The following is a 25,676-nucleotide window of genomic DNA, read 5'->3' on the forward strand; positions in this document are numbered from 1 at the left end:
TTCGCTACCATTCGTAGGCCTGCGGCAGCTGCCGCTCGCCGATGCTGAGATAACGGTCGCGCAGCCGCGATTGGCGCGACACCAGCGACTGTTCCACGCCGTCGATCATCACCATGTCGACATTGGATGATAGCTCCAGTGGGTCGCCATCCCAGATCACCACATCGGCGCGGCGGCCGGCCCGCAAGGAACCGATCTCTCCGCCCAGCCCCATGATCTCGGCGGGCACCGAACTGATTGCCGCGAACGCTTCGCCCCAGCTCAGGCCGGTCGCACCGGGGATGCGATTGAGCGCGACGAGGTTTCCCGCATATTGGGTGGCGAGATAGAGATAGTGCGCATCATTATCGTTGATCATGCCGATCGCGACCTCGACGCCGGCATCGCGCATCCGGCCGATATTCGATTGGGTCGCGGCCAATTGTTCGAAGGATTCGGGCAGGTCGATGAGCGCTGAGGCAATCACCGGAACGCGCGCCGCAGCGATTTGCGGAGCAACGCGCCAGCCCTCGGCACCGCCGACAAGCACGAGCCGAAGCCGGGGATAGTCTTCGCGCAAGGCCAGAACGTTGAGGATATCGCGCGCCTGTTCGACATGGACGAGCATCGGCACCTCGCCCCGGATCACCGGCACGAGCGCGGCGGCATCGCGGCTGTTGAGCAGGGCTTCGCGGCTGTTGCCCATGCCATAGCCGGCCGGGTTGCGGGCATAGGCGGCCGCTTGGTCGAACGCGTTGCGGAGCATGGCGTGGCTGGCGGAGCGACTGCCGCCGGCGCGCGATGCGCCGGTCTCGCCAAGCTCGACGAACTGGAAGGCGCGCGGCTGCATCACCGCCTCCATATCGTCCCCCAGATCGATGATCGCACCCTGTCCGCCGAAGATCGTGCTGGTCGTGGTCGGCGCGACGATCGCGCGGGTGACGCCGCCGGTGCGGTTAGTCGAGATCGCGGACCCCATAGGATTGATCGCCGGTTCGATGTCGAGCCCGGCGCTGAACGGCGAGCTCGATGCGCCGCTATCGTTGGTGGACGGTTCGAGGGATACCTCGACAAGGCCGAGCCGGGTGAAACCGCCGACGATACCGGGCGTGACCCAGCGGCCCGTGGCATCGACGATCTGCGCGCCGGCAGGCACCGCGACATTGGCGCCCGCCGCGACCACCCGGCCGCCGCGCAGGACGACAGTGCCGTTCGGGATCGGATCGCCACCGTCGCCGACGACGACGGTGCCGCCGATGATCGCAACGCTCTGCGCGGCAAGTGGCGCAGCAAGGACGAGCGCAAGGAGTGCGAGCAGGATCTTCATCGCACGCTCCCTTCGCCCGGCTGGCCGAGTTCGAAATCGGAAATCGGGCGGCGCTGCGGATCGTTCATGTCGTACATCAGCGCGCCGTCGATCCACACCATTTGCGGCCGCGAATAGACGCTGAAGGGATTGCCGTTCCACAGAACGATATCGGCGCGCTTGCCGGAAACGAGGCTGCCGGTCTGCTCGGCGATGCCCAGCGCGCGCGCAGGGTTGATCGCCAGCCATTGCCAGGCCTCGGCATCGGATATCTCTATCCCGGCCCTTCGCCCGTCGGCGAGCGCCTTGGCCGCTTCCTGGTTCAATCTCTGTATGCCGTTCTGGTCGTCCGAATGGACGATCGCGCAGGCCCCGCCCGCATGGACCATCGGGATATTCTCGAACACCGCATCATAGGCTTCCATCTTGAAGCCCCACCAGTCCGCCCACATCGCCGAACAGATGCCGTTTTCGTTCAGCAGATCAGGAATTTTGTAGGCCTCGACCGCGTGCTGGAAGCTGGAGATCCGGTAGCCGAACTCATTGGCCATATCGATCATATTGGCCATCTCGTCGGCGCGGTAGCAGTGATTATGGACGAGGATCTCGCCCTCCATAACCCCGACCAGCGTCTCGTTCTGCAAGTTGCGGGCCGGACGCGCGCCGCCGTCTTCGCGGTACCGCTCCCATTGCTCGCGATAGCGCTGGGCGTCGGCCCAGGCCTGGCGCGCGACCGCGATATTGCCCATTCGCGTCGAGGGCGAACGGTTGCGGCTGCCATAGACGCGCTTCGGATTTTCGCCGCACGCCATTTTCAGGCCATAGGGCGCATCGGGAAACTTCATCCCCTGCATCGTGCGCGCTGGCACGTTGCGCAAGGTCACCGAACGGCCGCCGAACAGGTTGGCGGAACCCGGCAGGATGTTGAGCGTCGTCACTCCACCATTGGCGAGCGCGCGCGAAAATCCGGGGTCCTGCGGCCAGACGCTGTGTTCGGTCCAGACATTCGCGGTGTTGGGATCGGTTGCCTCGTTGCCGTCCGAATGCGCGCCGACGCCGGGGCTCGGATAGTTACCGAGATGGCTGTGGATGTCGATCACGCCCGGCGTCACCCAGAGACCCGACCCGTCGACGACGGTCGCGCCGTCGGGAATGTCGAGCGACTGGCCAACCGACTGGATATGGCCGTCGGCGAAATAGATCATGCCGTTCGCGATCTCGCCGCCTTCGCCGTCATAGATGGTGGCGTTGGTGATGACCGTGGGCACGCCCGGATAGGGCGCGTAGGTAGATGGGAAAGGATCGGGATCGAAGAGTTCGTTGTAACTCAGCCGGTTGCTGGCGTTCTCAGCGCTGGCGCTTCCCCCGCTGGTCGTCGCGCAGGCGACGAGCGAAACCAGCGCCGCCGCAACGATCCCGATCCTTGCCATCATGTACGGACTTCTCCCGAAGTGTTGACGCCAGCGGCGCCCGGCTCGCCGAGTTCCGCTTGGCCAAGCATATCGTCGCCGACATTATCGTCCTTCAACGTGTCGAGATGCATGAGGCGTTTGATGAATGGAGCAAGAACAAGAACTCCCAAACCAATGCCAACCGCCCACATTCCAACAGTTCCATAAACCCCGAGCACAACTTCCTTGCCAGCGGTTTCTCCTTCAAGTCCTTCCGCTCCCGTAGCTGACGCTATCAAACCTGCCGCGAAGTTCCCGGTTGCAGACGCGAAGAACCAAGTACCCATAATGATTGATGCCATATGGGACGGTGCAAGTCGGTTCATCGCAGAAAGACCAACCGGGGAAAGGCAGAGTTCTCCGGTTGTATGCAAGAGATAGATCAGGAAAATGAACAATACGGGCGTGGCGTTTTCGATGCCTGCGGCTTGGGCGCCCCAGACCAAGACCAAAAAACCTAAACCGACTTGGATAACGCCCAACCCGAACTTGAAGGGAGCGGAGGGTTCCATGCCCTTCCGTCCCAACGTCGTCCAAACTATCGCGAAAATCGGCGCCAGAAGAATGATATAGATCGCGTTGATCGACTGGAACATCGACGCTGGAACGCCGCCACGATCAACATGGCGATCGGTGAACAGATTCAAAGATGAACCCGCTTGTTCGAATAGCGCCCAGAAAATCACAGAAACAAATATCAGGAACATCGCAGCGAATATCCGATCTCTCGCTTCCTTCGTAACGGTACTGATCTGTTGCCCCATCACCGCCAACATCCCGACACATCCGATCGTTGCAAACAATCCATAGAGCGGCAGGCTGAAGCTTCCGATTGGGACGGGCTGTTCCATAAATGCACCGAGTGCTGAACCTGAAATGCTCCCCACTGCCCATAGGAGGAACGCGACGAAAACGATGCCCAACGCGATAACCGTCGCAACCTTGACAAAGCTGTCCAGCGCCCATTTGCCACCATTCAAAACATACATTGAATAGTACAGAACAGCACCAATGAGAGCGACGCCAAACAGCGCTAGTAGAAAGCCAACCAGAGATTGATACTGGATCAGTATCCACACCAGAGCGACTGCGGCAACGCCAATCGCGTAAAGCAGCCACTCAAATTTGATGCCGCTAACCCTTTCCTCCAATTTCGCAGGATTCTCTGGTTCGCCCCGCCCAATAAGGTAAGGTTTCCCCCACACGAACACGATCAAACCGAGGAGCATGCCAATACCGGCGAGCCCAAAGCCATATTTCCACCCGTAGGTTTCACCCAGATACCCACAGATCAGCGCGCCAATGGCAGCACCCAAATTAATGCCCATATAGAAAATCGTGTAGGCACCATCACGGCGTACGTCCGTGCGCGGATAAAGTTGACCAACGATTACGGAAATGTTCGCCTTCAGGAAACCTGAGCCGACAATGATGAAAGCAAGGGCAAGCCAGAAGATGTTAATAGCTGGATCATTCTGACCTCCGCCGCCTTCAAAGGCCATGCAGAAGTGACCGAAAGCCAGAAGCACAGCGCCAAAAAGAACCGCTTTTCTTTGTCCGAGATATCGATCGGCCAGATAGCCGCCCAACACCGGCGTGATATAAACAAGCGCCGTGTATGAACCGTAAATCAAGCCTGCGTCGCTGTCCGAATACATCCAGTGGCGAACAAGGTATAAAGTGAGCAGGGCGCGCATTCCGTAATAGGAAAAACGCTCCCACATCTCCGCGAAGAAAAGGACGAACAGGCCGGTCGGGTGGCCGAGAAACTCGCTACCCTCCTTGCCCGTGGTTTCGAACTGAGTAGCCATCGGGTGATACACTCCCTGAGATTTTTGCGTGCCGGCCCCCACCGGCTGTCATGGCGCGCAGACTAGCGCCGAAATCGCGGCTGTGAAGGGGACTGGCGCTTTTTGCACGGGATGGTAGGAGCCGCGGCCATGTTCAACGATCTTTCCTCCCCCGCCGCCTTTCTCGCCACCCGCCGCTCCGGCAAGCCGCGCGACATGGTCGCCCCCGGCCCCGATTCGGCGGAAATGCGCGAAATCCTCTCCACCGCGATGCGCACGCCCGATCACGGCAAGCTGGCGCCCTGGCGGTTCGTGACGATCGAAAAGGATCAGCGCGAGGCCTTCGCCGAAATTCTGCATAGCGCCTATCGCATCGACAAAGAGCAACCGGGACGGCTCGAACGGGAAGCGATCGAGCAATTCGCCCACCAGGCGCCCTCGCTCGTCGTCGTGCTCTACAGCCCGCGCGAGGACAGCAAGATCCCGCTCTGGGAGCAGGAGCTTTCGGCCGGCGCGGCCTGCATGAACCTGCTCTCCGCCGCCCATGCGCGCGGTTATGTCGGCGGCTGGCTGACCGGCTGGGCTGCGTTCTCGGACGAGGTGCGCGACGCGTTCGGGGCAGCGCCGGAGAAGATCGCCGGATTCATCTTTCTCGGCACGGCCGGGGCCGAACTCTCCGAACGGCCGCGGCCGGATTATGACGATGTCGTGAGCGCCTGGCAGCCGGCCTAGGCCGCTTTGGCGACAATTTCGGCGTCGGCTTCCCGCGCCTTTATTTTACAGGGGGTTGACGCGAGGTGGTGTTTTACTACACTATAGCGCGATGTCCAAAGCCGAACAGCCCGTCTATCTGAAACTGCGCGAGAAAATCGGCGCCGCCATTCTCGATGGCCGCTATGGCGATGGCGATCCCCTGCCCTCGGTCCGCGCCTTTGCGGCAGAGGAAGGCGCCAACCCGCTGACCGTCGCCAAAGCCTATCAGACCTTTCAGGACGACGGCATCGTGATCGTCCGGCGCGGCGTCGGCATGTTCGTCGCCAATGGCGCGTCGGAAAAGCTGCGCACCCGCGAACGCGAAACCTTCCTCAACGACGAATGGCCCGAGATCCAGCGCCGCATCGACCGGCTCGGGCTCGACGCCGCCGAGCTTCTCGACCGCGAACTCGCCTAGCGGGTTTCCGCCCCGGCGCGCAGATAGGCCATCAGGTCGGCCCGTTCCTGCGGATCGCCTATCCCGAAAAATCCCATTTCGTTTCCCGGTACCACCGCCTGCGGGTCCGCGAGGAACCGCTCGAGCAACGCTGGCGTCCATATCTCGTGCTGACCGGCAAAGGCGCGCATTTCCAGCGAATAGGCGAAACCGCCCATGGCAGCGATCCGGCGCCCCACGATTCCGCCGAGATGCGGCCCGGTCAGCGGCTGCGAGTCCGTCGCCAGGTCGTGACAGGAAAAGCATTTCTGATAGGCGCGTTCGCCACGCGCGACATCGCCGGGAGCGGGTTGCGCCACTGCCATAGAGGACAGCAGGAAAACCGCCGCGCCGGCGGCGATTCGCTCCTTCATTCCTCAACCGGGTAACGCACGAGCATCAGCCGGTCGAGGCCCGATTCCGGCAGATAGACTTCGCCCGGCCGGCCGAGGATCTGGCGGACATTGGCGCCCTCCCCGCTGCCCGGTACGCTGAGCCATTGCTCGGTTTCCGGATCGAAGGCCAGGGTGACATTTGCCCCAAAATCGCTGACCCAGACGATATCCCGCTCATCGACATAAACGGCATAGGCCCGCGGCTCCTCGCCATCGAGCGGCCAGCTCTGCCAGCTGCCGTCGGACGGCCGGTAGCGGCTCAGCCGCCCGGCATTCCATTCCGAAATCCACAGATCGCCGTTGCTCGACGCCCAGACGCGGCGGGTGCCCGCTCCCTCGATCGTCGGTTCGATCATTGTCACTTCGCCGGTTTCGCGGTTCACCTGCCCGAGATGGCTGCCGGCGAGCGAGACATAATAGATTTCGCCATCGGGCGCCGCGGCGATGCCATAGGGGCCGCGCCCCTCGGGATCGCGAAATACTGCCATCTCGCCGGTCGCCGGATCGAGCCGGCCATAAATGCCGTTCTGCCCGGTGAACCAGTGGATGCCGTCACCGTCGAAGGCACCGGTATTGAGGTTGGCATAGCCGATATCCTCGGGCAGCGGCCACACGGTCACTTCCTCGGTCTCCGGATCGAAGCGGACGATCGCATTCTGCCCGCCATCGGTGATCCAGGCCGCGCCGTCCGGCCCCTGTATCACGCCGTGCGGCGCGGAACCTTCGCCGAGCGGCACCTGGCGGATCTCTCCGCTTGCGGGGTCGATAATGCCGAGCGCGCCCTGGCGCTGGGCGGTGTACCAGATCTTGCCGCCGGGCGCGGGCGCCGCATCGTGCGGGCGGGCCCCTTCGGGAAGCTGGAAGACACGGGTTTCAAGCTGCTGCGCGGCAAGCGGAGCGGCGAAGACGAAAAGCACGACGGCGACAAGACGAGCGAGCATGGCGATCTCCTTCGCCGCCATTCTATCCCAACGGACGTGCGGAGTCATCGCCCGGATCAGGCCGAGAGCGCATCCTCGCTGACCGAATAGAGAATGTCCGCCGGCGCCATTGCCGCGGCGCGCAGGCCGCCCGCTTCGGGTACGATCTGGTCGAGATAGAAGCGGCAGGCGGCGATCTTCATGGCGAGGAAATCGCTATCGCCCTCGCCCGCGGCAAGTTCCGCTTCGGCGATCATGCGCTGCTGCGCCATCAGCCAGCCCGCGGTCGCGACCGAAAGCATAGTGAGGAACGGATAGCTGGCCGCCAGGCGATCATCGACGCTCGCCTCGCCGAGCCACAGCACCACCGCCTCGCAATCGGCGAGCAGCGCGGCGAGCGCGGGTTCGTCCTGCGCGCCCGCCGCGATATCGTCGAGCAGGCTGCGCATAGCCGCACCGCCATTCAGGGCGAGCTTGCGGCCGACAAGGTCCGCCGCCTGGATGCCGTTGGTGCCTTCGTAGATCGGCGCAATCCGCGCATCGCGATAATGCTGGGCGGCGCCGGTTTCCTCGATATAGCCCATGCCGCCATGGACCTGCACGCCGAGGCTCGCCACCTCGCAGCCGATATCGGTGCCATAGGCCTTGGCCAGCGGCGTCAGCATTTCGGAACGCGCCTTGGCATCCTCATCGCCCAATGTCGCCGCGTCGACCTGCCCAGCCGCGCTATAGACCAGCGCGCGCACCGCCATCGTCAGCGCCTTCATCCTCAGCAGCATGCGGCGGACGTCGGGATGCTCGATGATCGCCACGGGATCGCGCGATGCCGCGCCGGCCCGGGCCGACTGGACGCGTTCCTTCGCAAAGGCCACCGCCTGCTGGGTCGCACGCTCGGCAATCTGCACGCCCTGCAGGCCAACGTTCAGCCGGGCATTGTTCATCATCGTGAACATCGCGCGCATGCCGCCATTTTCCGGCCCGATCAGCCAGCCATGGCAATCGTCATTATCGCCGTAGGACATCACGCAGGTCGGCGAGGCATGAATGCCGAGCTTGTGCTCCAGCGATACGCAGCGCGCATCGTTGGGTTCGCCCGGATTGCCGTGCGCATCGAGCCGGTAGCGGGGTACGAGGAACAGCGAGATGCCCCTGGTGCCCTCCGGCGATCCCGGCGTCCGCGCCAGCACGAGATGGACGATATTGTCGGCCATGTCGTGTTCGCCGAAGGTGATGAATATCTTCTGGCCCTTGATCCGCCAGCTGCCGTCCTCGGCCGGCTCGGCGCGCGTCTTGAGCGCGCCGACATCCGATCCCGCCTGCGGCTCGGTGAGGTTCATCGTGCCGGTCCATGCGCCGGTCGAAAGCTTGGGCAGATAGGCGTCCTGAAGCTCCTCGCTGCCATGGTGGATAAGCGATTCGATCGCGCCGACGCTGAGGATCGGGCACAGCGTGAAGGCCATGTTCGCCGACCCCAGCGATTCCAATATCGCGATCGCCAGGGTGAAGGGCAGCCCCTGCCCGCCAAATTCCACCGGCGCGGTAATCGTTCCCCAGCCGCCCTCGACATAGGCCCGGTAGGCTTCCTTGAAGCCCGCGGGCATGACGACGCCGTTTTCGGTGAGCTTGGCCCCCGTCTCGTCGCCGACCCGGTTCAGCGGCGCCCATTCGCCCGCGGCGAGCTGCCCGGCGCCTTCGAGAATCGCGTCGACCATATCCGGGGTCGCTTCGGCAAAGCGCTCGCTGTCGGCCAGAAAATCGATCCCGGCGATGTGGCGAAGCACGAAACGCTGTTCGGTAACGGGGGGCGTGAAGGACATGGACATTCCCGGACTTGCTATGGTGTCTTGCTATGGTTTTGCCCGGCCTATAGCCCGGCGCGATGGCGACGCCAAACCCCTCCTTCGCGACCGCGGTCCGCATCTTCGGCGAAGACGCGATCGCCGAGGCCGCGCGCCTGATCGGCGAGGGCCAGTGCGTCGCGACCCCGACCGAAACGGTTTACGGGCTGGCCGCCGATGCGACGAACGGCGAAGCGGTTGCGCGTATCTACGAGGCCAAGGGGCGGCCGAGCTTCAATCCGCTGATCGTGCATGTGCCGACCGTCGATGCAGCGCGGACTATCGCGACCTTCGACACGGCGTCGGAAAAGCTGGCCACCGCCTTCTGGCCCGGTCCGCTCACTCTCGTCCTGCCGCGCCGTGCCGATGGTCCGATTGCCGGGCTTGCCACCGCCGGGCTCGGCACGATTGCGCTGCGCGTTCCCGCCCATCCCGCGATGCAGGCGCTGCTGAGGGCGAGCGGCAAGCCCCTCGCCGCCCCGTCCGCCAATGCCAGCGGCCGGATCAGCCCGACCCGCGCCGAGCATGTTCTGGCGAGCCTTGGCGGCCGCATCCCGTTGATTATCGATGCCGGACCGACCGGCCATGGCCTCGAATCGACGATCGTCGCAGCGACGGAAGAAACGATCCGGCTGCTGCGGCCCGGGCCGATCCCGGCGGAAGAGATAGAGAGCGTGGCCGGCCGGCCCCTCGCGCCGTCCGACACAGGAAAGATCGAAGCGCCCGGCCAACTCGAAAGCCATTATGCGCCGGACCGGCCGCTGCGGCTGAACGCGGCGGAAGCGCGGGACGGCGAATGGCTGATCGGCTTCGGCGATGTCGCGGGCGATGCAACGCTGAGTGCCACCGGCAATCTCGTGGAAGCGGCCGCGACGCTGTTCGAACGCCTGCACGAGGCCGAAGTCTCGGGCCGCCCACGCATCGCCGTCGCGCCAATCCCCGAAACGGGCCTCGGCACCGCGATCGCCGACCGGCTGCGCCGCGCGGCCGCCTAGCGCGCCGCTTCGCTCTTCACCCGGCCCTGAAAGCTCTTGCGGAGTTTCGCCAGCTTGGGAGGGATGACGGCCATGCAATAGGGATTGCGCTGGCCTTCGCCCTCCCAATAATCCTGGTGATAGCCCTCGGCCGGATACCAGTCCGCCAGCGGCTCGATCGTCGTGACGATGGGATCGGCCCAGTCGGCCTGGTTGCGCGCCATCGCGGCGCGGGCCTCGGCCTCCTGCTCGGGCGAATGCGGGAAGATCGCCGAGCGATATTGGGTGCCGACATCGCCGCCCTGGCGGTTCAGGGTCGTGGGATCATGGGTGTGGAAGAAGATGTCGAGCAGATCGCCATAGGAAAGCACCGCGGGATCATATGTTATCCGGATCGCCTCGGCATGGCCGGTATTGCCCGAACAGACCGACTTGTAATCGGGATTGACGGTATCGCCGCCGGTATAGCCGCTTTCGACTTCCGACACGCCGATCACATCCTTGTAGACCGCTTCGGTGCACCAGAAGCAGCCTCCAGCAAGGGTTGCCTGTTCGGTTGCCATGGGAATTCTCCTCAATCGCTGATGCTGCCGAGATAAGTCCGCGCGAAGCCCGATCAAGGTTACAGCGGCCGACCAGCCCCTAGTCTTCCTTCAGCCCGTCGGTCAGCGATCCCTGCCAGACCTCGCCGGTCACCGGATGCGGATAGTGATAGGGCACGATCGGCGTTTCCGGCCAAAAGGCCGCGCGCCGCTCGGTCAGTTCGTCGGGGCCGAGGGGATCGTCCGGAAAGGTCTTTTCGAAAAAGGCCCCGGCATAGGGCTCGCTATGCGCCCAGCCCTTCTCGTAATCGGCCTGCCAGAACATGTGATAATCGAGCGTCCCGATCTTCCAGACGCCGTCTTCCTTCACATAGTCATTCTCATAGACGCCCGCTTCCCACCATTGCAGCGGCAGGCGCTCGTTGCGCGTCTTCTTCGTCACATGGCTGCCGCCCTGCATGAAGGCGCGGAAGCGGCCCTTGGCGCTCGACCCGTCCGCCGCGACGTCGACGATATCCTGAAGCTGCATGTGATCGGCGAGCAGGCCGTAGACCGGGCCGTTATTGCCATCGGTAAAGCCAGCGCGCAGCCGGTCGCAATAAAGACGCCGGAGCCCCGCCTTGCCCCGGAATATGCCGCCCATGAAATGCAGCTCGCCATCACTGGCGAACAGGTCGACGACCTGGTCATACTGGCCCTTGTCCATGAAATAGCCGTAGGAGAATTGCAGCTTGCGGATCGCCTGCTGGTCTTTGAGCAGGCTGAGCTCCGTCTCCACCGCCTCGAGCCGGGCGAGGATCGCGTCATTGCTATCGGTCATGAGGTGGCTTCCTCCAGGGCTTCGGCGCGCCAGGCGTCGATATCGTCGGGCAATTCCATATAGCGCCCCGACAGCGCATCGTAGCGGCCCGAGGCAAGGTCGACGCAGCGCTGAGCGCAGCGGGCAAGGTCCGCCGGTTCCTCGCCCTCCTTCTCGCGCAGCCGATCGACCATGCCGCCCAGCCATTTCTGCGCGTCGGGCGATTCCATCGTGTCGCGCGCCAGCTGGGTGAAGACGAAGCCGGGATCGATGGCGAAGATCTTCACCGCGGTATCGGCGAGCTCGGCCGCGGCTTCCTCGACCAGCCGGTTCTGCGCGATCTTGCCCGTGCAATAGGCGGAGAGATTGGCGGCGACCATGCGCGAGGCGACCGCGGACACGACGATGATCCGGCCGCGATCGCGCTCGACCATACCCGGCAGTATACGGTTGAGGAACAGCATCGGCGCGCGGATATGCACCTCCTGCGACCGCCACCAGTCTTCCGGATCGACCGTCCAGAGCGGGCCGAACGGGCCCGGCACTCCGGCATTGTTGACGAACAGCGTGAGCGGGCCGAGCGCGGCCTCGGCAGCCTCGACGGCGGCGGAGACGGCATCGGCCTTCGTGACATCGCCGGTAACGGCAACCGCGCGGCCGCCCGCGCTTGCGATCGCATCGACAACGGTATCGAGTTCGCCCCGGCTGCGGGACATCAGCGCGACCGCCGCGCCCTCCGATGCCAGCCGTTCGGCGATGGCACGCCCGAAGCCGCGCCCCGCGCCGGTCACCAGCGCCACTTCGCCCGTCAGCTCGGGGCCAGTCCGTTCCGCCATGGAATTTCCTCTCGCCGCCTAGAAACCAAGACGGCCTTGAGGAGTCAACGAAAGAGGCGCCCAAGGATGGCGCGCGTGTCGGAGAAATGCTTGGCTGGGGCGGCAGGATTCGAACCTGCGAATGGCGACACCAAAAGCCGCTGCCTTACCACTTGGCCACGCCCCAGCAGCAGGGGCGCTATATAGCGGGCCAATCGGCCAGCGAAACCCCTAGTTGCACGCTTCCTCCACTGGCCATCGCTGGCCGGCGCGGCTAAGCGGGCTGCCGCAGCAAGGAGCGCGAAATGGCAATATTGGTCAGCGGGGCGGCGGGCTTTATCGGCATGCATGTCAGCCGCGCCCTGATGGCGCGCGGCGAGGCCGTGATCGGCATCGACAATCTCAACGATTATTATTCCGTGCAGCTGAAGCAAGACCGGCTGAAGGAACTCGAAGGCGAGAATTTCACCTTCGAAAAGGTCGATTTCGCCGATCACGAAGCGCTGGAAAAAGCGTTGGACGGCAAAAGCTTCGACCGCATCGTTCATCTCGGCGCGCAGGCCGGGGTGCGCTACAGCCTCACCCATCCGCGCGCCTATATCGAGGCCAATATCTCCGGGCATCTGAACCTGATGGAGGTCGCCCGGGCGCGCGAAACCGCGCATATGGTCTATGCCTCTTCCTCCTCGGTCTATGGCGGAAACGACAGCTTCCCCTTCCGCGTGGAAGACCGGGTCGACCATCCCGTCTCACTCTATGCCGCGACCAAGAAGGCCGACGAGCTGATGAGCGAAACCTATGCCCATCTCTATCGCCTGCCGATGACGGGGCTGCGCTTCTTCACCGTCTATGGCCCCTGGGGGCGGCCCGACATGGCGATGTGGATCTTCACCAAGGCGATCCTCGCGGGCGAACCGATCCCGGTGTTCAACCATGGCAAGATGCGCCGCGACTTCACCTATATCGACGATATCGTCGCCGGCATTGTCGCCGCGCTCGATCACCCGCCCGCGGACGACAACGCGGAAAAGGCCGGCGGCAGCACCAGCCCGCACGCGCTCTACAATATCGGCAACAACCAGTCCGAAGAGCTGATGCACATGATCGACCTGCTGGAAAACTCGCTGGGCATCAAGGCGACCCGCGACCTCCAGCCGATCCAGCCCGGCGACGTTCCCGCCACCGCCGCCGATATCAGCGCCATCCAGCGCGACCTCGGCTTCGAACCGTCAACGCCGATCGATATCGGCATCCCGAAGTTCGTCGACTGGTATCGAAGCTATCACGGCAACCGAACCGGTTGACACTGGTTGACACAGGCCGGGGTCGTTCCGCGCCGGTGTTCCCCGAAGTTCACAAACTTCACGCACCGCATTGCCGGCGAGCGTAATATAATTTCCTACAGGCAAGCGAGTTGGCTACCCGAATCGCCACAACGACGCTGACAGAGCTTTTCCTATTTTAGAAGCGGAAACGCTCTAACTGTTGCTCAACTGCCCGCGCACCAGCTTCGAATAATCGTTCATCAGGCCCAGCGTCAGTTCGCCGACCTCGAAGTTCCACGGGCCGGCCGAACGCACCGGCGTCACTTCGGCGGCGCTGCCGGTCAGGAAGAATTGCTGCATCTCTTCCAGCTCTTCGGGCCAGATTGCGCGTTCGACAACTTCGATGCCGCGGCGTTTGGCAAGGTCCATCACCGTCTGCCGGGTGATGCCGTTCAGGAAGCAATCGGGCGTCGGCGTGTGGAGTACGCCGTCCTTCACGAAAAAGGCGTTGGCGCCGGTGGCTTCGGCCACCTGACCGCGCCAGTCCATCATCAGCGCATCGTCGAAACCGCGATCGGCGGCATGGTGTTTGGACATGGTGCAGATCATGTAGAGGCCCGCCGCCTTGGCATCGACCGGCGCCGTATAGGGCGCGGGGCGCCGCCAGGGCGCGATATCGAGGCGGATGCCCTTAGCCTTGTCCGCGAAATAATCGCCCCATTCCCAGGCCGCGACGGCGACGTGGGTCTTGGTTTTCTGCGCGGCGACGCCCATTTCCTCAGGGCCCCGCCAGGCGACCGGGCGCAGATAGGCGTCGACGAGACCATTGGCTTCCAGCACGTCCTTGCACGCCTGGTCGATCTCTTCGACGCTGAACGGCATCGACATGCCCATGATCTTGGCGGACTTGTGCAGCCGCTGGCTGTGGCGGGTCAGCTCGAACACCGTGCCGCCATAGGCGCGCTGCCCCTCGAACACCGAAGAGGCATAATGCATGGCATGGGTCAGGATGTGGACATTGGCGTCGCGCCAGTCGACGAGCTTGCCGTCGTACCAGATCTTGCCGTCGCGATCGTCATAGGGCTGGGTATCGGGCATCGAAGCGCGTCTCTTTCCTGGGGCCAAGTCGGTTGTTGCACCCGGTTAGTCGCGCTGCCAAAAACGGTCAACATGCAGGGCGTGTACTCATTGCCAACGCCATCGAGGCGCCAAAATGGCGAACATATCGATCCGAAAGATGCGCCGGGAAGGCTGGTTGCCTTTCCAAGCGGCTTTCGGATTGAGATGGAAGCCATTTCGGCGTCTCTGCGGGATTTGACCGAAATGGCCCATTGCCACGTCGAAAAGGCTTGAAATATTGACATATTCCCGCACCTTTCCTCCTTGCACTGGGCCATTTCGCTTCACACCTCGAAGGCGTTGGCAATGAGTACACGCCCTGGCCAACCCCCTCCAGCCTCGCCGCTCTTCTTGCGCGAGGCCGAAATCCGGCGCGGGATCGAGCTGCTGTTCTTCGGCCATGCCCAGTTGATGGGCAGCGGCGATGCGCTGCTCGAGCGCAGCAAGCTGGGGCGCGCGCATCACCGCGCGCTCTATTTCATCGCACGCAGCCCCGGCCTTCCCGTGGGCGATCTGATGGCGCTGCTCGGCGTCACCAAGCAATCGCTGGGCCGGGTGCTCGGCGAGCTGGAGGAACGCGGGTTCGTCCAGCGCGAACAGGGGCGGCAGGATCGGCGGCAGGTGCTGCTGCGGCTGACGGCATCGGGCGAGGCGCTGGAAACCGAGCTGTTCGCCGCCTTCCGCACGCGGATGATCGAGGCCTATAACGAAGCCGGTCCCGGCGCGGTCGGCGGATTCTGGACGGTGCTGGAAAAATTGCTGCCGGAGGACGCGCTCGAACGCGCCCGCGCGCTGACCCGGGACGACCGCTAGCGCTTCGCTTCCTCGGCCATTTCGCGCGCCCGCGCTGTCGCCGCATCGAGCGCCGCGCCTATGACGCCCGCCAGCGCTTCGCCATCGTCGAGAACGTCCAGCCCCTTGCGGGTCGTGCCGCCGGGGCTGGCCACACGATCGGCCAGCGCGGCAGGGCTCTCGCCGGAACCGGCGGCCAGCGCCGATGCCCCCTCGGCCATCGCCAGCGACAGGCGGCGCGAGACATCGGCATCGAGCCCCAGCCTTTCCCCGCCGCGCGCCAGCGCGTCGATATAGCGATAGACGAAGGCCGGGCCGCTGCCGACCAGCGCCGTCAGCACATGAATGAGCGCTTCGTCCGCCACCCATTCGGCGGTGCCGAGCTTGCCGGCCAGCGCGCCGATCTCCTCGACGCCGGGCGCGGCGCGGTCTTCGGCGATCAGGCCGACCGCGCCCTTGCCGATCGCCACGGGCATGTTGGGCATGACGCGCACGATCGCGCCGGCATCCGGAAAGGCCGCGCGCAGGCTGGCCAGTTCGACGCCGGCCATGATCGAGGTCAGCGTGGTTTCCGCTCCCACGGCGCCGGCAAGGCCGGGCGCGATATCGCCGAGCATCTGCGGCTTGAAACCGAGCTGGACGACGGCGTCGCCAAAGCCTTCGCCAGGTGGGCCTTCATGCCAGTTTACGCCGGGGGGAAGATCGGGGTGCGAAGGATCGACGACCTGGAAACGGCCCGGCGCTTCGCCCGCGCCGATCCAGCCCTTCAGCATCGCCCCGGCCATATTGCCGCAGCCGATCAGCCAGATCGGACGTCCGGTCACGGCCTCAGGCCTCGCCCGCGGTATCGATCAGCGCGGCCTCGATCGCTTCCTGCGGGCTCTTGTCGCCCCACAGGACGAACTGGAAAACGGGGTAGAAACGCTCGCATTCGTCGAGCGCGGCCTCGATCAGCATCTCGGCCTGTTCGAGCGAAAGCCCGGCCTGGTTGGTGGGATCCAGCAAGGCGGCGTGGCGGAACAGGATCATCCCCGATGCCGCCCACATTTCGAAATGGCCGAGCCACAGCTGTTCGTTGACGAGGCCGAACGTCTCGTAGACCAGCGCGCGCTTTTCTTCGGGAACGCGGATATCGGGAAGGGCGAGAAACTGGAGGACGCGGTCCTCGCGGCGCCAGACGGCGCGCATCTCATATTGGGCCCAGCTGCCCTTGACCGCGGTGACGATCTCTTCGTCGCCATTGCGCTCGGACTGCCAGCCATGCGCCGTGAAATAGTCTTCGAGCACGTCGAGCGGAGCGGAAGCCAGTCTGCCGTCGTCCAGTTCGTCAACGTTTATGCCCATGGCGTCCCGCTTTCGGTCATGCGGGCGAAGTGAAGAATCGGCGGCCTTCGCGCAACCAAGCGGGCCAGAAAGCTGTGGACGAGCGCAGCCGCGCTCGCCCCTTCAGCTTACTTGGAAGGCGTTGATTTCTTTGCCGTTTTTGAAGCCGCCGGCTTGCGCGCCGGGCTTTTCCCGCCGCCTTCGAGCGTGTCGACCCGGGCTTTGAGCGCGTCGGCTTCCTCGCGCGCCGCAGCGGCCATTTCCTTCACCGCCTCGAATTCCTCGCGGCTGACGAAATCCATGCCGCCCATGAAATCCTTCGCCTTGTCACGCAGCGAGGATTCGGCCTCCCGGCCCATGCCGGCGAGCGTGCCCGCGGCGCTGTTTATCATCTTGACGAAATCGTCGATCAGCTTGTTATCGGTCTGCATATCACCCTCCAAGGTGCTTTATTTGCCTAACACAGCTATATCTGGGTATAGGCACCCTCGACGACAAGGGTTTCGGCGTCGGGATTTTGACGGTCTATCGAAAAATTCAGCATCGCCGCGAAACACAGCCAGGCGAGATAGGGCACCATCAGCCAGGCCGCCGACGGGCGAACCCGCCAGAAAGCGTAGGTCGTGGCGAGTGCGAGCGCCAGGGTCAGCAACAGCCACCAAAAGGCGAAACTCACCTGGTGCATCCCGAAAAAGATCGGCGACCAGAGCAGATTGGCGACCAGCTGGGCCGCGAACAGCCCGATGGCGAGCCCGCGCTTTCCCGAACCGCGCGCCTGGATCGCGATCACCAGCGCAAGGCCCATCATGATGTAGAGGATCGGCCAGACGATGCCGAACAGATAGCCCGGCGGCTGGAAGGAGGGCTTGGCGAGCGCTTCGTACCAGGGGCTTTCGCCCGAACCCGAAACCGCGCCCGACAGCAGGCCGGCCAGAAGGATGAGCGGCACGAGAACCAGCGCCCATCGCAGGAAGGACATTCGCAGCTGCCCCTTGGTGGCGATGCCGACCATATTGCGACTCCTGTTTTTGGCTTTCGCCCCTATCGTTAGCCTTAACCCGCGGCGCTTTCCAACCGTTCCGCGCCGATCAGAAATTCTACATTCCCCTGCGGTCCCGTAATGGGACTTTGCGTCACTCCGGCGACGGCCCAGCCCTGCCCTTCCAGCCAGGCGCGCGCCTCTTCGCAGACGCGCGCATGGATCGCCGCATCGCGCACGACGCCGCCCTTGCCCACCTCGCCGCGCCCGGCTTCGAATTGCGGCTTGACCAGCGCCACCAGCCGCGCGCCGGCCTTCGCAAATTTCAACGGCGTTTCCAGCACCTTGGCGAGCGAAATGAAACTCGCATCGCAAACCACGATATCGATGGCCTCGGGAATCTGCTCTGCCGTCAGGTGGCGGGCGTTGGTCTGCTCCAGCACCACGACCCGATCGTCGTCGCGCAGTTTCCAGGCGAGCTGGTTGGTGCCCGAATCGACGGCATAGACTTTCGCCGCGCCGTTGGTGAGCAGCACATCGGTAAAGCCGCCGGTCGAGCTGCCGACGTCGACCGCCACCGCGCCCGCCACGTCCCAGCCGAAATGGTCGAGGCCATGGGCCAGCTTCACGCCGCCGCGCGATACCCAGGGATGGTCGCGCCCGCGCACCTCCAGCGGCGCTTCCTCCTTCACCGGCTGGCCCGCCTTCTGGATCCGCATTTCCCCGGAAAAAACCGCCCCGGCGAGAATCAGGGCCTGGGCGCGCGAACGGCTCTCCACCAATCCGCGTTCGACCAGTGCCTGATCCGCTCGCATCTTTCCTGCCATGGCCCCTCTTTCCGATTCACAGGCGCTTAGCGCAAGCCATTGCCTGCGCAGGCGCAATCCGGGCAAGGGAACAGCATGAATTTTCCGGTCGAGACCGACTATGGCCGCTGGGGCCGGCGCTGCATGCGCCACACGCTCGACGAATTTCTCGCGCTCGACCGCCTGAAATCGGGCCTCGTCATCATCGACTATGGCGAGGTCGAGCTCGCACTGCTCGTGAAGAACCGCAACGCCGAAGCGACATTTTACGGCTTCCACGCCGCGCAAAGCCCGGTCACCCGCCAGCCCGTGCCCTATTTCCAGGGACGGCGCGTCGCGCCCAAGCGGCTGAACCAGGTGCTGGTTTCCGATCCCTCGCTCTATCTGCACGAGGACGTCCGGGTCGGCTGGTTTCTCGGCAACAAATATTGCCCGCTGACCGAGGACCTGCCGAAGATCATGGACAAGATCGACGCGCTGACGGGCGCGAGCCGCCGCCTGCTCTGGGGCAACAGCGCCGGCGGCACGGCCGCGCTGCGCTATGCGCGAGACGAGGATGTCAGCGTCGTCATGAACCCGCAGACGGTGCTCATAAATTTCACCTTCGGCCGGATCCGCCCCTGGACGCAGCATGGCTGGGACAGGCCCGATCATGATTCGACCTGGTTTTTCGTCGACGAGATCGGCGATCTGCGCAAGACGCCGCCCAAGGGCCGGATCGTCTATTGTCAGAATTTGCACGACGACCATGTGACGCTGCAGCTCGCGCCGCTCGCCGAGACGCTGGGCGTCTCCACCGAGCCGGGCGATGACGGCCGCTTCAAACTGATCCTCGGCGATTGGGGCAAGGGCCATATCCCGCCGCCCTCCGACGTGCAGCAGGCGATCGTGGCGGAAGAGGTGGAGCGGATGCTGGGGCCGAAAAAGGGTTTCTTCGCGCGCCTGCTCGGCTAGCCCTATTCGTCGTCCCGCTTCTGCATCGCATCGGAAAAGGCGGCGGCGAGGATACCGGTCGGCATGGCGATCACGCCGATCCCGCTGATCGCGATCAGCGCCGCGCAGGCCTTGCCGAGAAAGGTGACCGGATAAACGTCGCCATAGCCGATCGTCGTCAGCGTCACGATCGCCCACCACATCGAGCGCGGGATCGATCCGAAGGCTTCCGGCTGTGCCTCGCCTTCCGCAAAATAAAGCAAGGTCGCGCTGAACAGCATCAGCAGGAAGGCGATGATGAAGGCGATGAACAGTTCGAACCGGCGCTCGTAGAGCGCGTGTATGATGCTGTCGAAGGCGCGGCTCATCCGGCCCAGCCGTACGATGCGCAGGATCCGCAATATGCGCGCGAACCGCACCCAGTAGAGTCCGGTCGAGGCGAAGGTGACGAACAGCGGCGCCAGCGCGACGAGATCGATGATCGCCGAAGGGGTGAGCATCCAGTGCAGGCGGCCCAGCCTTTTGCCCTGGAAGCGCGGATCGTCCGCCGCCGCCCAGATGCGCAGCACATATTCGATCAGGAAGAAGACGCCGAAGCCGAGCTGGATCGAAACGAAAAGCGTTTCATGCGGCTCGCGCAGCGAATCTTCGGTTTCGAGAATGGCGAGGAAGGCGGCGGTGAGGATCACCAGCGCGATCAACTTGTTGGCGAGCGACAGGCCGCGCGGCCGCGCCCGCGGTTCGAGATGATAATAGACGGTGGCGCGGATCGATCGGATCGCCATGAGCGCCGCTATCGCGCCTTCATCTGCGTTACCTTGTAGGGAGCGCCTTCCCGGTCATAGGTCGTCCATTCGCCAACCTGCTCGCCCTTGTCGAAATGGCCCGACCGCAATTTCGTGCCATCCTTGCGGAACCATTCCCAATAGCCGGTCGGCGCTTCGCCGATCACCTGCCCCGTCGCCCAGAGGCTGCCGTCCTTGTGCTTCTTGACGTAAGGCTCAGGCTTGCTCACGCCCTCGCGCCCGCTTCCTCCACGCCCGCGCTGTTATGGCGGAGCGCCTTCAGCGCCGTCTCCACGATACCGTCGGCATCGAGCCCCGCCATCGCATATTGCTTTTCGGGCTTGTCCTGATCGATGAAGGCATCGGGCATCCGCATGGTGCGGATGGTGAGGCCGTTATCGGTGATGCCTTCGTCGCTCGCCATGGTCAGCACATAGGCGCCGAAGCCGCCGGCGCTGCCCTCTTCGATCGTCACCGCGACTTCATGGCTGGTCAGCAACTTGCGGATCAGCGCGGTGTCGAGCGGCTTTGCAAAGCGCAGATCGGCGACCGTCGTCGACAGGCCCATCGCGTCGAGCCGGTCGGCGGCCTTTTTCGCCTCTTCCAGCCGCGCCCCCAGCGAAAGGATCGCGACCTTGCTGCCCTCGCGCACGATCCGCCCCTTGCCGATTTCCAGCAGCTCGGGCGTTTCGGGAATGGTAACGCCCGTGCCCGCGCCGCGCGGATAGCGGACGGCAATGGGACCGGCATCATATTCGGCCATGGTGTGGACCATGTTGGTCAGTTCGGCCTCGTCCGACGCCGCCATCACCACGAAATTGGGCAGGGTCGAGAGATAGGCGATGTCGAAGCTGCCGGCATGGGTCGAACCGTCGGCGCCGACGAAGCCGGCCCGGTCCATCGCGAAGCGCACAGGCAGGTTCTGGATCGCCACGTCATGGACGACCTGGTCATAGGCGCGCTGGAGGAAGGTGGAATAGATGACCGCGAACGGCCGCATCCCCTGCGCGGCAAGCCCGGCGGCGAAGGTGACGGCATGCTGCTCGGCGATGCCGACATCGAAGGAGCGGTCGGGAAAGGCTTCGGAAAATTTATCGACGCCGGTGCCGCCCGGCATCGCCGCGGTGATCGCGCAGACACGCTCGTCGCGCTTCGCCTCGGCGATCAGCGCGTTGGCGAAGACGCCGGTATAGCTGGGCGGACCGCCGCCCGATCCCTTGTCCTGCTTGCCGGTGACCACGTCGAACTTGGCGACGCCGTGATATTTGTCCGCTGCGGCTTCGGCCGGGGCATAGCCCTTGCCCTTTTGCGTCACGACATGGACGAGGATCGGGCCTTCCTCGGCATCGCGGACATTTTCGAGCACCGGGATCAGGTGATCGAGATTATGGCCGTCGATCGGGCCGACATAGTAGAAGCCAAGCTCTTCGAAGAGCGTGCCGCCCATCGCCATGCCGCGCGCGAACTCGTCGGTCTTGCGCGCCGCATCGTGAAGCGGCTTCGGCAAGGCGCGCGCGAACTTGCGGGCGATATCCCGCAGCGAGAGGAATTTGCGCGACGACACGATCCGCGAAAGATAGGCCGAAAGCCCGCCGACCGGCGGTGCGATCGACATGTCGTTATCGTTGAGGATGACGACCAGCCGGTTGCCCGCGGCCTCGGCATTGTTCATCGCCTCATAGGCCATGCCGGCGCTCATCGCGCCGTCGCCGATCACCGCGATCCCCTTGCCCGGCTTGTCCGCCATCTTGTTGGCGATGGCGAAACCGAGGGCGGAAGAGATCGAGGTCGAACTGTGCGCCGCGCCGAACGGATCATATTCGCTTTCCGAACGCTTGGTGAAGCCGGAAAGCCCGCCGCCCTGCCGAAGCGTGCGGATACGATCGCGTCGGCCGGTAAGGATCTTGTGCGGATAGCATTGATGGCCGACATCCCAGACCAGCCGGTCCTTCGGCGTGTCGAACACATAATGGATTGCGGTCGCCAGCTCGACGACGCCGAGCCCGGCGCCGAGATGCCCGCCGGTTACCGAGACCGCGGAGATGACTTCCTCGCGCAGCTCATCGGCGAACGCGCGCAGCTGTTCGGGTTTGAGTTTTCTAAGATCGGCCGGATAGGTGACCGTATCGAGTAGGGGTGTGGTCGGACGCTCTGACATCAAGGGTAAACCTTTCTGGATTCGCCCTTAATAGGCCCCGGCGAAGCGCCTGTCGAACCCCCGCCCTAGCTGCAGGCTGAGCATAGTCCGCGCACCTCGATCACCGGGCGTTCGGGGTTGAAACCCTTCTTCTTGGCGGCGGCGCGCACGCCTTCGGTCAGGCTGTCATCGTCGAGATGGGTGGTTTCCCCGCAGGCGTCGCACACCAGGAAGATGCAGTCGTGCAGGCATTCGGGATGGCGGTTGGCGAGATAGGCGTTGGCGCTCTCGATCCGGCGCGCGACATTGGCGGCGGTGAACAGATCGAGGATGCGGTAGACGCTGTTGGCCGCCACGCGGCGTTCCTGGGCGTTGGAGACGGCTTCGGCGATATCATAGGCCGAGGCCGGACGCTCGAAGGTCGCCAGCGCATCGAACACGGCGGCGCGCATCTTGGTCCATTGCTCGCCCGAAGCTTCGAGCGCGGTTTGCGCGGCCGAGACCAGGGCCTTGCCGTCATGGAGTTCGTGGTGATGGTGCGAATGATGAGCCATAGCCTGAAAATAGGCGCAGGCGCGCCGCTTCGCAATCCCGGCGAAAAGCCCGGCGGCAGAGGCCTAGCGAAAAGCCCGGCGGTTAAGGTCGTGGCCGAGCGCGAGCAGCGCGACGCCGAGGATCGTGTAGATCATTTCCATCTCGCCATGCTGCAGGCTGAGCGCCCCGGCCATCGTACCGACCCCCAGGGAACTGATCGCCACGGGCAGCATATAGCCGTGCAGCCAGGCGCCGCGGCCGATGGCGATGACGCCGAAGATGATCGCGATGACGAGCCCGACCTCATGAAAGATCGGATCGAGCAGCAGGCCGCCCGCCGATGCCGCGATCGCGAAGAATATCGCCCCGGACAGGCAATGGACGAGACACAGGCCCGACAGGCCTATCGCCCAGCGGTCTATCCGTCCGTTTTCCGTCGCAAAACCTAGCATTTCCCGGTGCGAATCCTTCCTTGCGCAGGCGAATCACCGCCGCGCGACTGCGTGCTAGATATGATATTACACGAAATATGCAATGATACAATATCACAAATCGTAAAGCCGGCTGCTTGGCTTTCGCTTTTCGGAGGCATATGGGCGTCAGCACGATGACCAGCACGTCGATCCCCGCCACCCCGGATGCACTACGTCAATCCCGCCCGCGCGCGATCGCCGTGTGGCTGATGGCGGTCGCCGGGCTGGTTTTCCTGATGGTCGTGGTCGGCGGGATCACGCGGCTCACCGAATCGGGCCTGTCGATGGTCCGCTGGGAGCCGATTTCGGGGATCATTCCGCCGCTGAATGCCGAGCAATGGCAGGCCGAATTCGCCGCCTATCAGGCAAGCCCCGAATATCAGCAGGTCAATCGCGGCATGTCGCTCGCCCAGTTCCAGACGATCTTCTTCTGGGAATATCTGCACCGGGCGCTCGGGCGGCTGATCGGCCTCGCCTTTGCGCTGCCGCTGCTGTGGTTCTGGATCCGCAAGGCGATCCCGCAAGCTTATCACTGGCGGCTCGTGGCGCTGCTGGCACTGGGCGGGATGCAGGGCGCGATCGGCTGGTGGATGGTCGCCTCGGGCCTGGTGGACCGGCCCGATGTCAGCCATATCCGGCTCGCGGTTCACCTGATGGCCGCGCTGTTCATCTTCGGTGGCCTTATCTGGACCGCGCTCGACCTGTTCGCGCTCGATCGCGATCCCGCCGCCCGGCCCGCGCGCCTCACATGGGGCGGGGTTATCGTGCTCGCCATCGTCGCCGGGCAGATCAAGCTCGGCGCGTTCGTCGCCGGGCTCGATGCCGGCTTCGCCTTCAACAGCTGGCCGAAAATGGGCAGCGAATGGTTTCCGAGCGGCACACCGATGCTCTCGCCCTGGTGGAGCAATTTCGCCGACAATCCGATTGTCGTGCAGTTCGCGCACCGCTGGTGGGCGGTCGTCACGGTGATCGCGCTTATCTGGCTGGCACGGCAGGCGCGCAAACAGCGCCGCCTCGCCTCGGTCGCCATCCACAGCGCCTTCGGCACGCAATTCCTGCTCGGCATCGCGACCCTGCTTACCGGCGTGAATATCGTCGTCGCCACCGCGCACCAGGGGGTCGGCGCGCTCGTCGTCGCGACCATGGTCTGGGGCATCCACCTGATCGGCCGCCGCCAGGGTGAAACGGTCACGCCATGAGCGCGGCCGCGACCGTCTATGCCGTATTCGGCTCGCGGGAAGAGGCCGACAGGATAGCCCGCGCGATGGTCGAAAAGCGGCTGGCGGCCTGCGTCAACATCCTTGCGCCGATGCGCTCCGTCTATCGCTGGGACGGCGCAATCGAAACCGGCGAAGAGATCCCCGCCCTGTTCAAGACGGCAAAGGCCGAGGCCTTGATCGCTGCCATCGCCGCACTGCACAGCTATGATGTCCCGGCGATCTGCGCCTGGCCGATCGAGCAAGGCCACCCGCCCTATATCGACTGGATCGTCGCCGAAACGGTGGAGGGCCGGTGATGCGCGCTTTCTTCGCGGCCATAATCGCGGCCTTCGCCCTGATCGCGACGCCAGCCGCCGCGCAATCCGACACCATCGATTTCGGCTTCGCGCCGCCCATCGGTTCCACCCTCTCCTATGAGATCGTTCGCGCCAGCGCGCTCGGTGAGCGGCGGGCCGGCATGCGTTTCGTCAGGGACTATCGGTTCGAACGCGACAGCGGGGGCTATCTGCTGTGGGTCGAGCTGCGCTCGGCGGAGCCGCTGGACGCCGGAGACAATGCGGGCCTCATGGAAGCCATCGCCGCGCCGATGATCGGCGTGCGCTACGCCATCGAGATCGGCCCGAACGGCACGCCCGGCGCCATTCGCGATCAGCGCGGCGTCTGGCAGCGCGTGCTCGAAGGCGTCGCCCTGATTGGCGGCTATTATGCCGGGAATGACGATTTTTCGGATGCCGAGCGCGAACAGATGGCCGCCATCATCGCCGAGATGCAGAACAAGGGCGAGGCCGGTCAGCGCGAAACCCTTCTCGTCGTCGTTCGCGATATGCTGGCGCTCGCCGGCCAGTCCGTCCGCGCCGAAATTGCGGGCGATATCGAGGCCGGGCCGATGCCGGTCGCCGCCGCGATGACCGCCCGGATCGTTTCCGACGACCTGGCGCGCGTCGAACTCGACGCCTCCTCGCCGGGAACGGACGGCACGGGCGTACGGGAAAGCGTCGTTTATCGCGCCGCGCCTTCCAGCGGCCTCGTGCACAGAATGGAACGGACGCGGATAATCGCCTCGGAAGACGGCGCCGCCGAAGATGCCTATCGGGAAACGCACAGCCTGCGCCTGCTGCACGAAATGCGCGATACGGCGGCCGTCGCCGATGGTGTGCAATAGGGCATGGTATCTCAATACCCGTCAGCAAAGCCCCTCTCTGCTTGACGTAGCGGGATTTTGCCGCCAATAGGCCCGGCGAAACGCTGTCCCGATGGGCGGCGTCTTTCTGTTTTAAACGCAAGCCGGGGCCCAGGCCCCCTATGGAGGTTG

Annotated in this window: 29 protein-coding genes and 1 tRNA gene; 9 read left to right on the forward strand and 21 right to left on the reverse strand. The window is 64.3% G+C overall.

What is annotated here, in order from left to right; genetic code table 11:
* Nucleotides 1-4: 4 nt before the first annotated feature.
* Genes H6P80_RS12145 through H6P80_RS12155 form a run of 3 tightly spaced genes read right to left on the reverse strand, consistent with a single transcriptional unit; the run spans nt 5 to nt 4,547 of the window.
* The gene (locus H6P80_RS12145) at nt 5-1,306 is read right to left on the reverse strand and encodes an amidohydrolase family protein (protein WP_185801629.1); all 1,302 of its coding nucleotides are present in this window, start codon (nt 1,304-1,306) and stop codon (nt 5-7) included.
* Entirely contained in the window at nt 1,303-2,715 is a 1,413-nt protein-coding gene (locus H6P80_RS12150) for an amidohydrolase (RefSeq protein WP_185802129.1), read from the reverse strand. Before H6P80_RS12150 ends, H6P80_RS12145 begins: the two co-directional genes overlap by 4 nt.
* A complete protein-coding gene (locus tag H6P80_RS12155) occupies nt 2,715-4,547 on the reverse strand; it encodes a peptide MFS transporter (RefSeq protein ID WP_185801630.1) in 1,833 nt (610 codons plus the stop codon). The genes H6P80_RS12150 and H6P80_RS12155 overlap by 1 nt, the downstream gene beginning before the upstream one ends.
* Nucleotides 4,548-4,676: 129 nt before the next feature.
* On the opposite strand from H6P80_RS12155, the gene H6P80_RS12160 reads away from it, so the two are divergent.
* Entirely contained in the window at nt 4,677-5,258 is a 582-nt protein-coding gene (locus H6P80_RS12160) for a nitroreductase family protein (RefSeq protein ID WP_185801631.1), read from the forward strand.
* A gap of 91 nt (nt 5,259-5,349) precedes the next feature.
* A complete protein-coding gene (locus tag H6P80_RS12165; protein WP_185801632.1) occupies nt 5,350-5,697 on the forward strand; it encodes a GntR family transcriptional regulator in 348 nt (115 codons plus the stop codon).
* On the opposite strand, the gene H6P80_RS12170 is transcribed toward H6P80_RS12165, so the two are convergent.
* Genes H6P80_RS12170 through H6P80_RS12180 form a run of 3 tightly spaced genes read right to left on the reverse strand, consistent with a single transcriptional unit; the run spans nt 5,694 to nt 8,847 of the window.
* Nucleotides 5,694-6,089 (reverse strand): c-type cytochrome, encoded by a 396-nt coding sequence (locus tag H6P80_RS12170; RefSeq protein WP_185801633.1) that lies wholly within the window; start codon nt 6,087-6,089, stop codon nt 5,694-5,696. The two genes, H6P80_RS12165 and H6P80_RS12170, sit on opposite strands and share 4 nt — an antisense overlap.
* Nucleotides 6,086-7,051, reverse strand: coding sequence for a Vgb family protein (locus tag H6P80_RS12175; protein ID WP_185801634.1), 966 nt, complete (start codon nt 7,049-7,051; stop codon nt 6,086-6,088). Before H6P80_RS12175 ends, H6P80_RS12170 begins: the two co-directional genes overlap by 4 nt.
* 56 nt (nt 7,052-7,107) lie before the next feature.
* Nucleotides 7,108-8,847, reverse strand: a complete 1,740-nt coding sequence (locus H6P80_RS12180; protein ID WP_185801635.1) for an acyl-CoA dehydrogenase — start codon at nt 8,845-8,847, stop codon at nt 7,108-7,110.
* A 62-nt stretch (nt 8,848-8,909) separates the two neighbouring features.
* Between H6P80_RS12180 and H6P80_RS12185 the strand changes: the two genes are divergently transcribed.
* Nucleotides 8,910-9,863 carry an L-threonylcarbamoyladenylate synthase gene (locus H6P80_RS12185; RefSeq protein ID WP_185801636.1) on the forward strand — a complete coding sequence of 318 codons (954 nt, stop codon included), beginning with the start codon at nt 8,910-8,912 and terminating at the stop codon, nt 9,861-9,863.
* On the opposite strand, the gene msrA is transcribed toward H6P80_RS12185, so the two are convergent.
* The 4 genes from msrA to H6P80_RS12205 form a co-directional block, all read right to left on the reverse strand.
* A complete protein-coding gene (gene msrA, locus H6P80_RS12190; protein WP_185801637.1) occupies nt 9,860-10,405 on the reverse strand; it encodes a peptide-methionine (S)-S-oxide reductase MsrA in 546 nt (181 codons plus the stop codon). The two genes, H6P80_RS12185 and msrA, sit on opposite strands and share 4 nt — an antisense overlap.
* 79 nt (nt 10,406-10,484) lie before the next feature.
* Complete coding sequence (locus H6P80_RS12195; RefSeq protein WP_185801638.1) at nt 10,485-11,204, reverse strand: nuclear transport factor 2 family protein; 720 nt, start codon at nt 11,202-11,204, stop codon at nt 10,485-10,487.
* Complete coding sequence (locus H6P80_RS12200; protein ID WP_185801639.1) at nt 11,201-12,019, reverse strand: SDR family NAD(P)-dependent oxidoreductase; 819 nt, start codon at nt 12,017-12,019, stop codon at nt 11,201-11,203. The genes H6P80_RS12195 and H6P80_RS12200 overlap by 4 nt, the downstream gene beginning before the upstream one ends.
* Before the next feature lie 91 nt (nt 12,020-12,110).
* Nucleotides 12,111-12,185: transfer RNA gene (locus tag H6P80_RS12205), tRNA-Gln, on the reverse strand.
* Between the two features lie 118 nt (nt 12,186-12,303).
* On the opposite strand from H6P80_RS12205, the gene H6P80_RS12210 reads away from it, so the two are divergent.
* The gene (locus tag H6P80_RS12210; protein WP_185801640.1) at nt 12,304-13,302 is read left to right on the forward strand and encodes an NAD-dependent epimerase/dehydratase family protein; all 999 of its coding nucleotides are present in this window, start codon (nt 12,304-12,306) and stop codon (nt 13,300-13,302) included.
* A 174-nt stretch (nt 13,303-13,476) separates the two neighbouring features.
* On the opposite strand, the gene H6P80_RS12215 is transcribed toward H6P80_RS12210, so the two are convergent.
* On the reverse strand, nt 13,477-14,361 hold the full coding sequence (locus H6P80_RS12215) for a branched-chain amino acid aminotransferase (RefSeq protein ID WP_185801641.1): 885 nt from the start codon (nt 14,359-14,361) through the stop codon (nt 13,477-13,479).
* Between the two features lie 327 nt (nt 14,362-14,688).
* Here H6P80_RS12215 and H6P80_RS12220 point away from each other — a divergent pair, with 327 nt between their 5' ends.
* Nucleotides 14,689-15,195, forward strand: coding sequence for a MarR family winged helix-turn-helix transcriptional regulator (locus tag H6P80_RS12220; protein WP_185801642.1), 507 nt, complete (start codon nt 14,689-14,691; stop codon nt 15,193-15,195).
* On the opposite strand, the gene H6P80_RS12225 is transcribed toward H6P80_RS12220, so the two are convergent.
* The 5 genes from H6P80_RS12225 to H6P80_RS12245 form a co-directional block, all read right to left on the reverse strand.
* Nucleotides 15,192-15,998 carry a pyrroline-5-carboxylate reductase family protein gene (locus H6P80_RS12225; protein ID WP_328805004.1) on the reverse strand — a complete coding sequence of 269 codons (807 nt, stop codon included), beginning with the start codon at nt 15,996-15,998 and terminating at the stop codon, nt 15,192-15,194. The two genes, H6P80_RS12220 and H6P80_RS12225, sit on opposite strands and share 4 nt — an antisense overlap.
* A gap of 4 nt (nt 15,999-16,002) precedes the next feature.
* Nucleotides 16,003-16,518 (reverse strand): type III secretion system chaperone family protein, encoded by a 516-nt coding sequence (locus H6P80_RS12230; RefSeq protein WP_185801643.1) that lies wholly within the window; start codon nt 16,516-16,518, stop codon nt 16,003-16,005.
* A gap of 107 nt (nt 16,519-16,625) precedes the next feature.
* The gene (locus H6P80_RS12235) at nt 16,626-16,928 is read right to left on the reverse strand and encodes an accessory factor UbiK family protein (protein ID WP_185801644.1); all 303 of its coding nucleotides are present in this window, start codon (nt 16,926-16,928) and stop codon (nt 16,626-16,628) included.
* Nucleotides 16,929-16,963: 35 nt separating this feature from the next.
* Nucleotides 16,964-17,509 (reverse strand): TspO/MBR family protein, encoded by a 546-nt coding sequence (locus tag H6P80_RS12240; protein WP_185801645.1) that lies wholly within the window; start codon nt 17,507-17,509, stop codon nt 16,964-16,966.
* A 41-nt stretch (nt 17,510-17,550) separates the two neighbouring features.
* A complete protein-coding gene (locus H6P80_RS12245) occupies nt 17,551-18,303 on the reverse strand; it encodes a TlyA family RNA methyltransferase (RefSeq protein ID WP_185801646.1) in 753 nt (250 codons plus the stop codon).
* A gap of 75 nt (nt 18,304-18,378) precedes the next feature.
* Here H6P80_RS12245 and H6P80_RS12250 point away from each other — a divergent pair, with 75 nt between their 5' ends.
* On the forward strand, nt 18,379-19,236 hold the full coding sequence (locus tag H6P80_RS12250; protein WP_185801647.1) for a hypothetical protein: 858 nt from the start codon (nt 18,379-18,381) through the stop codon (nt 19,234-19,236).
* 2 nt (nt 19,237-19,238) lie between these two features.
* Here H6P80_RS12250 and H6P80_RS12255 read toward each other — a convergent pair whose 3' ends face one another.
* From H6P80_RS12255 to H6P80_RS12275, 5 genes are all read right to left on the reverse strand, one after another.
* Nucleotides 19,239-20,000, reverse strand: a complete 762-nt coding sequence (locus H6P80_RS12255) for an ion transporter (RefSeq protein ID WP_185801648.1) — start codon at nt 19,998-20,000, stop codon at nt 19,239-19,241.
* Nucleotides 20,001-20,008: 8 nt separating this feature from the next.
* Entirely contained in the window at nt 20,009-20,230 is a 222-nt protein-coding gene (locus tag H6P80_RS12260; protein WP_185801649.1) for a toxin-antitoxin system YwqK family antitoxin, read from the reverse strand.
* On the reverse strand, nt 20,227-22,158 hold the full coding sequence (gene dxs, locus H6P80_RS12265; RefSeq protein WP_185801650.1) for a 1-deoxy-D-xylulose-5-phosphate synthase: 1,932 nt from the start codon (nt 22,156-22,158) through the stop codon (nt 20,227-20,229). Before dxs ends, H6P80_RS12260 begins: the two co-directional genes overlap by 4 nt.
* A gap of 65 nt (nt 22,159-22,223) precedes the next feature.
* Nucleotides 22,224-22,691 (reverse strand): Fur family transcriptional regulator, encoded by a 468-nt coding sequence (locus tag H6P80_RS12270; protein WP_185801651.1) that lies wholly within the window; start codon nt 22,689-22,691, stop codon nt 22,224-22,226.
* A 63-nt stretch (nt 22,692-22,754) separates the two neighbouring features.
* Nucleotides 22,755-23,123: a MerC domain-containing protein gene (locus H6P80_RS12275; protein ID WP_185801652.1), complete on the reverse strand. Its 369-nt coding sequence runs from the start codon at nt 23,121-23,123 to the stop codon at nt 22,755-22,757.
* A gap of 155 nt (nt 23,124-23,278) precedes the next feature.
* On the opposite strand from H6P80_RS12275, the gene H6P80_RS12280 reads away from it, so the two are divergent.
* Genes H6P80_RS12280 through H6P80_RS12290 form a run of 3 tightly spaced genes read left to right on the forward strand, consistent with a single transcriptional unit; the run spans nt 23,279 to nt 25,526 of the window.
* Nucleotides 23,279-24,343, forward strand: a complete 1,065-nt coding sequence (locus tag H6P80_RS12280; protein WP_185801653.1) for a COX15/CtaA family protein — start codon at nt 23,279-23,281, stop codon at nt 24,341-24,343.
* Nucleotides 24,340-24,660, forward strand: coding sequence for a divalent-cation tolerance protein CutA (gene cutA, locus H6P80_RS12285; protein ID WP_185801654.1), 321 nt, complete (start codon nt 24,340-24,342; stop codon nt 24,658-24,660). Before H6P80_RS12280 ends, cutA begins: the two co-directional genes overlap by 4 nt.
* Nucleotides 24,660-25,526 (forward strand): hypothetical protein, encoded by an 867-nt coding sequence (locus H6P80_RS12290; protein WP_185801655.1) that lies wholly within the window; start codon nt 24,660-24,662, stop codon nt 25,524-25,526. Before cutA ends, H6P80_RS12290 begins: the two co-directional genes overlap by 1 nt.
* The last annotated feature ends 150 nt before the right edge of the window (nt 25,527-25,676 follow it).

Source organism: Parasphingopyxis marina (assembly GCF_014237875.1).
Classification (GTDB): Bacteria; Pseudomonadota; Alphaproteobacteria; order Sphingomonadales; family Sphingomonadaceae; genus Parasphingopyxis; species Parasphingopyxis marina.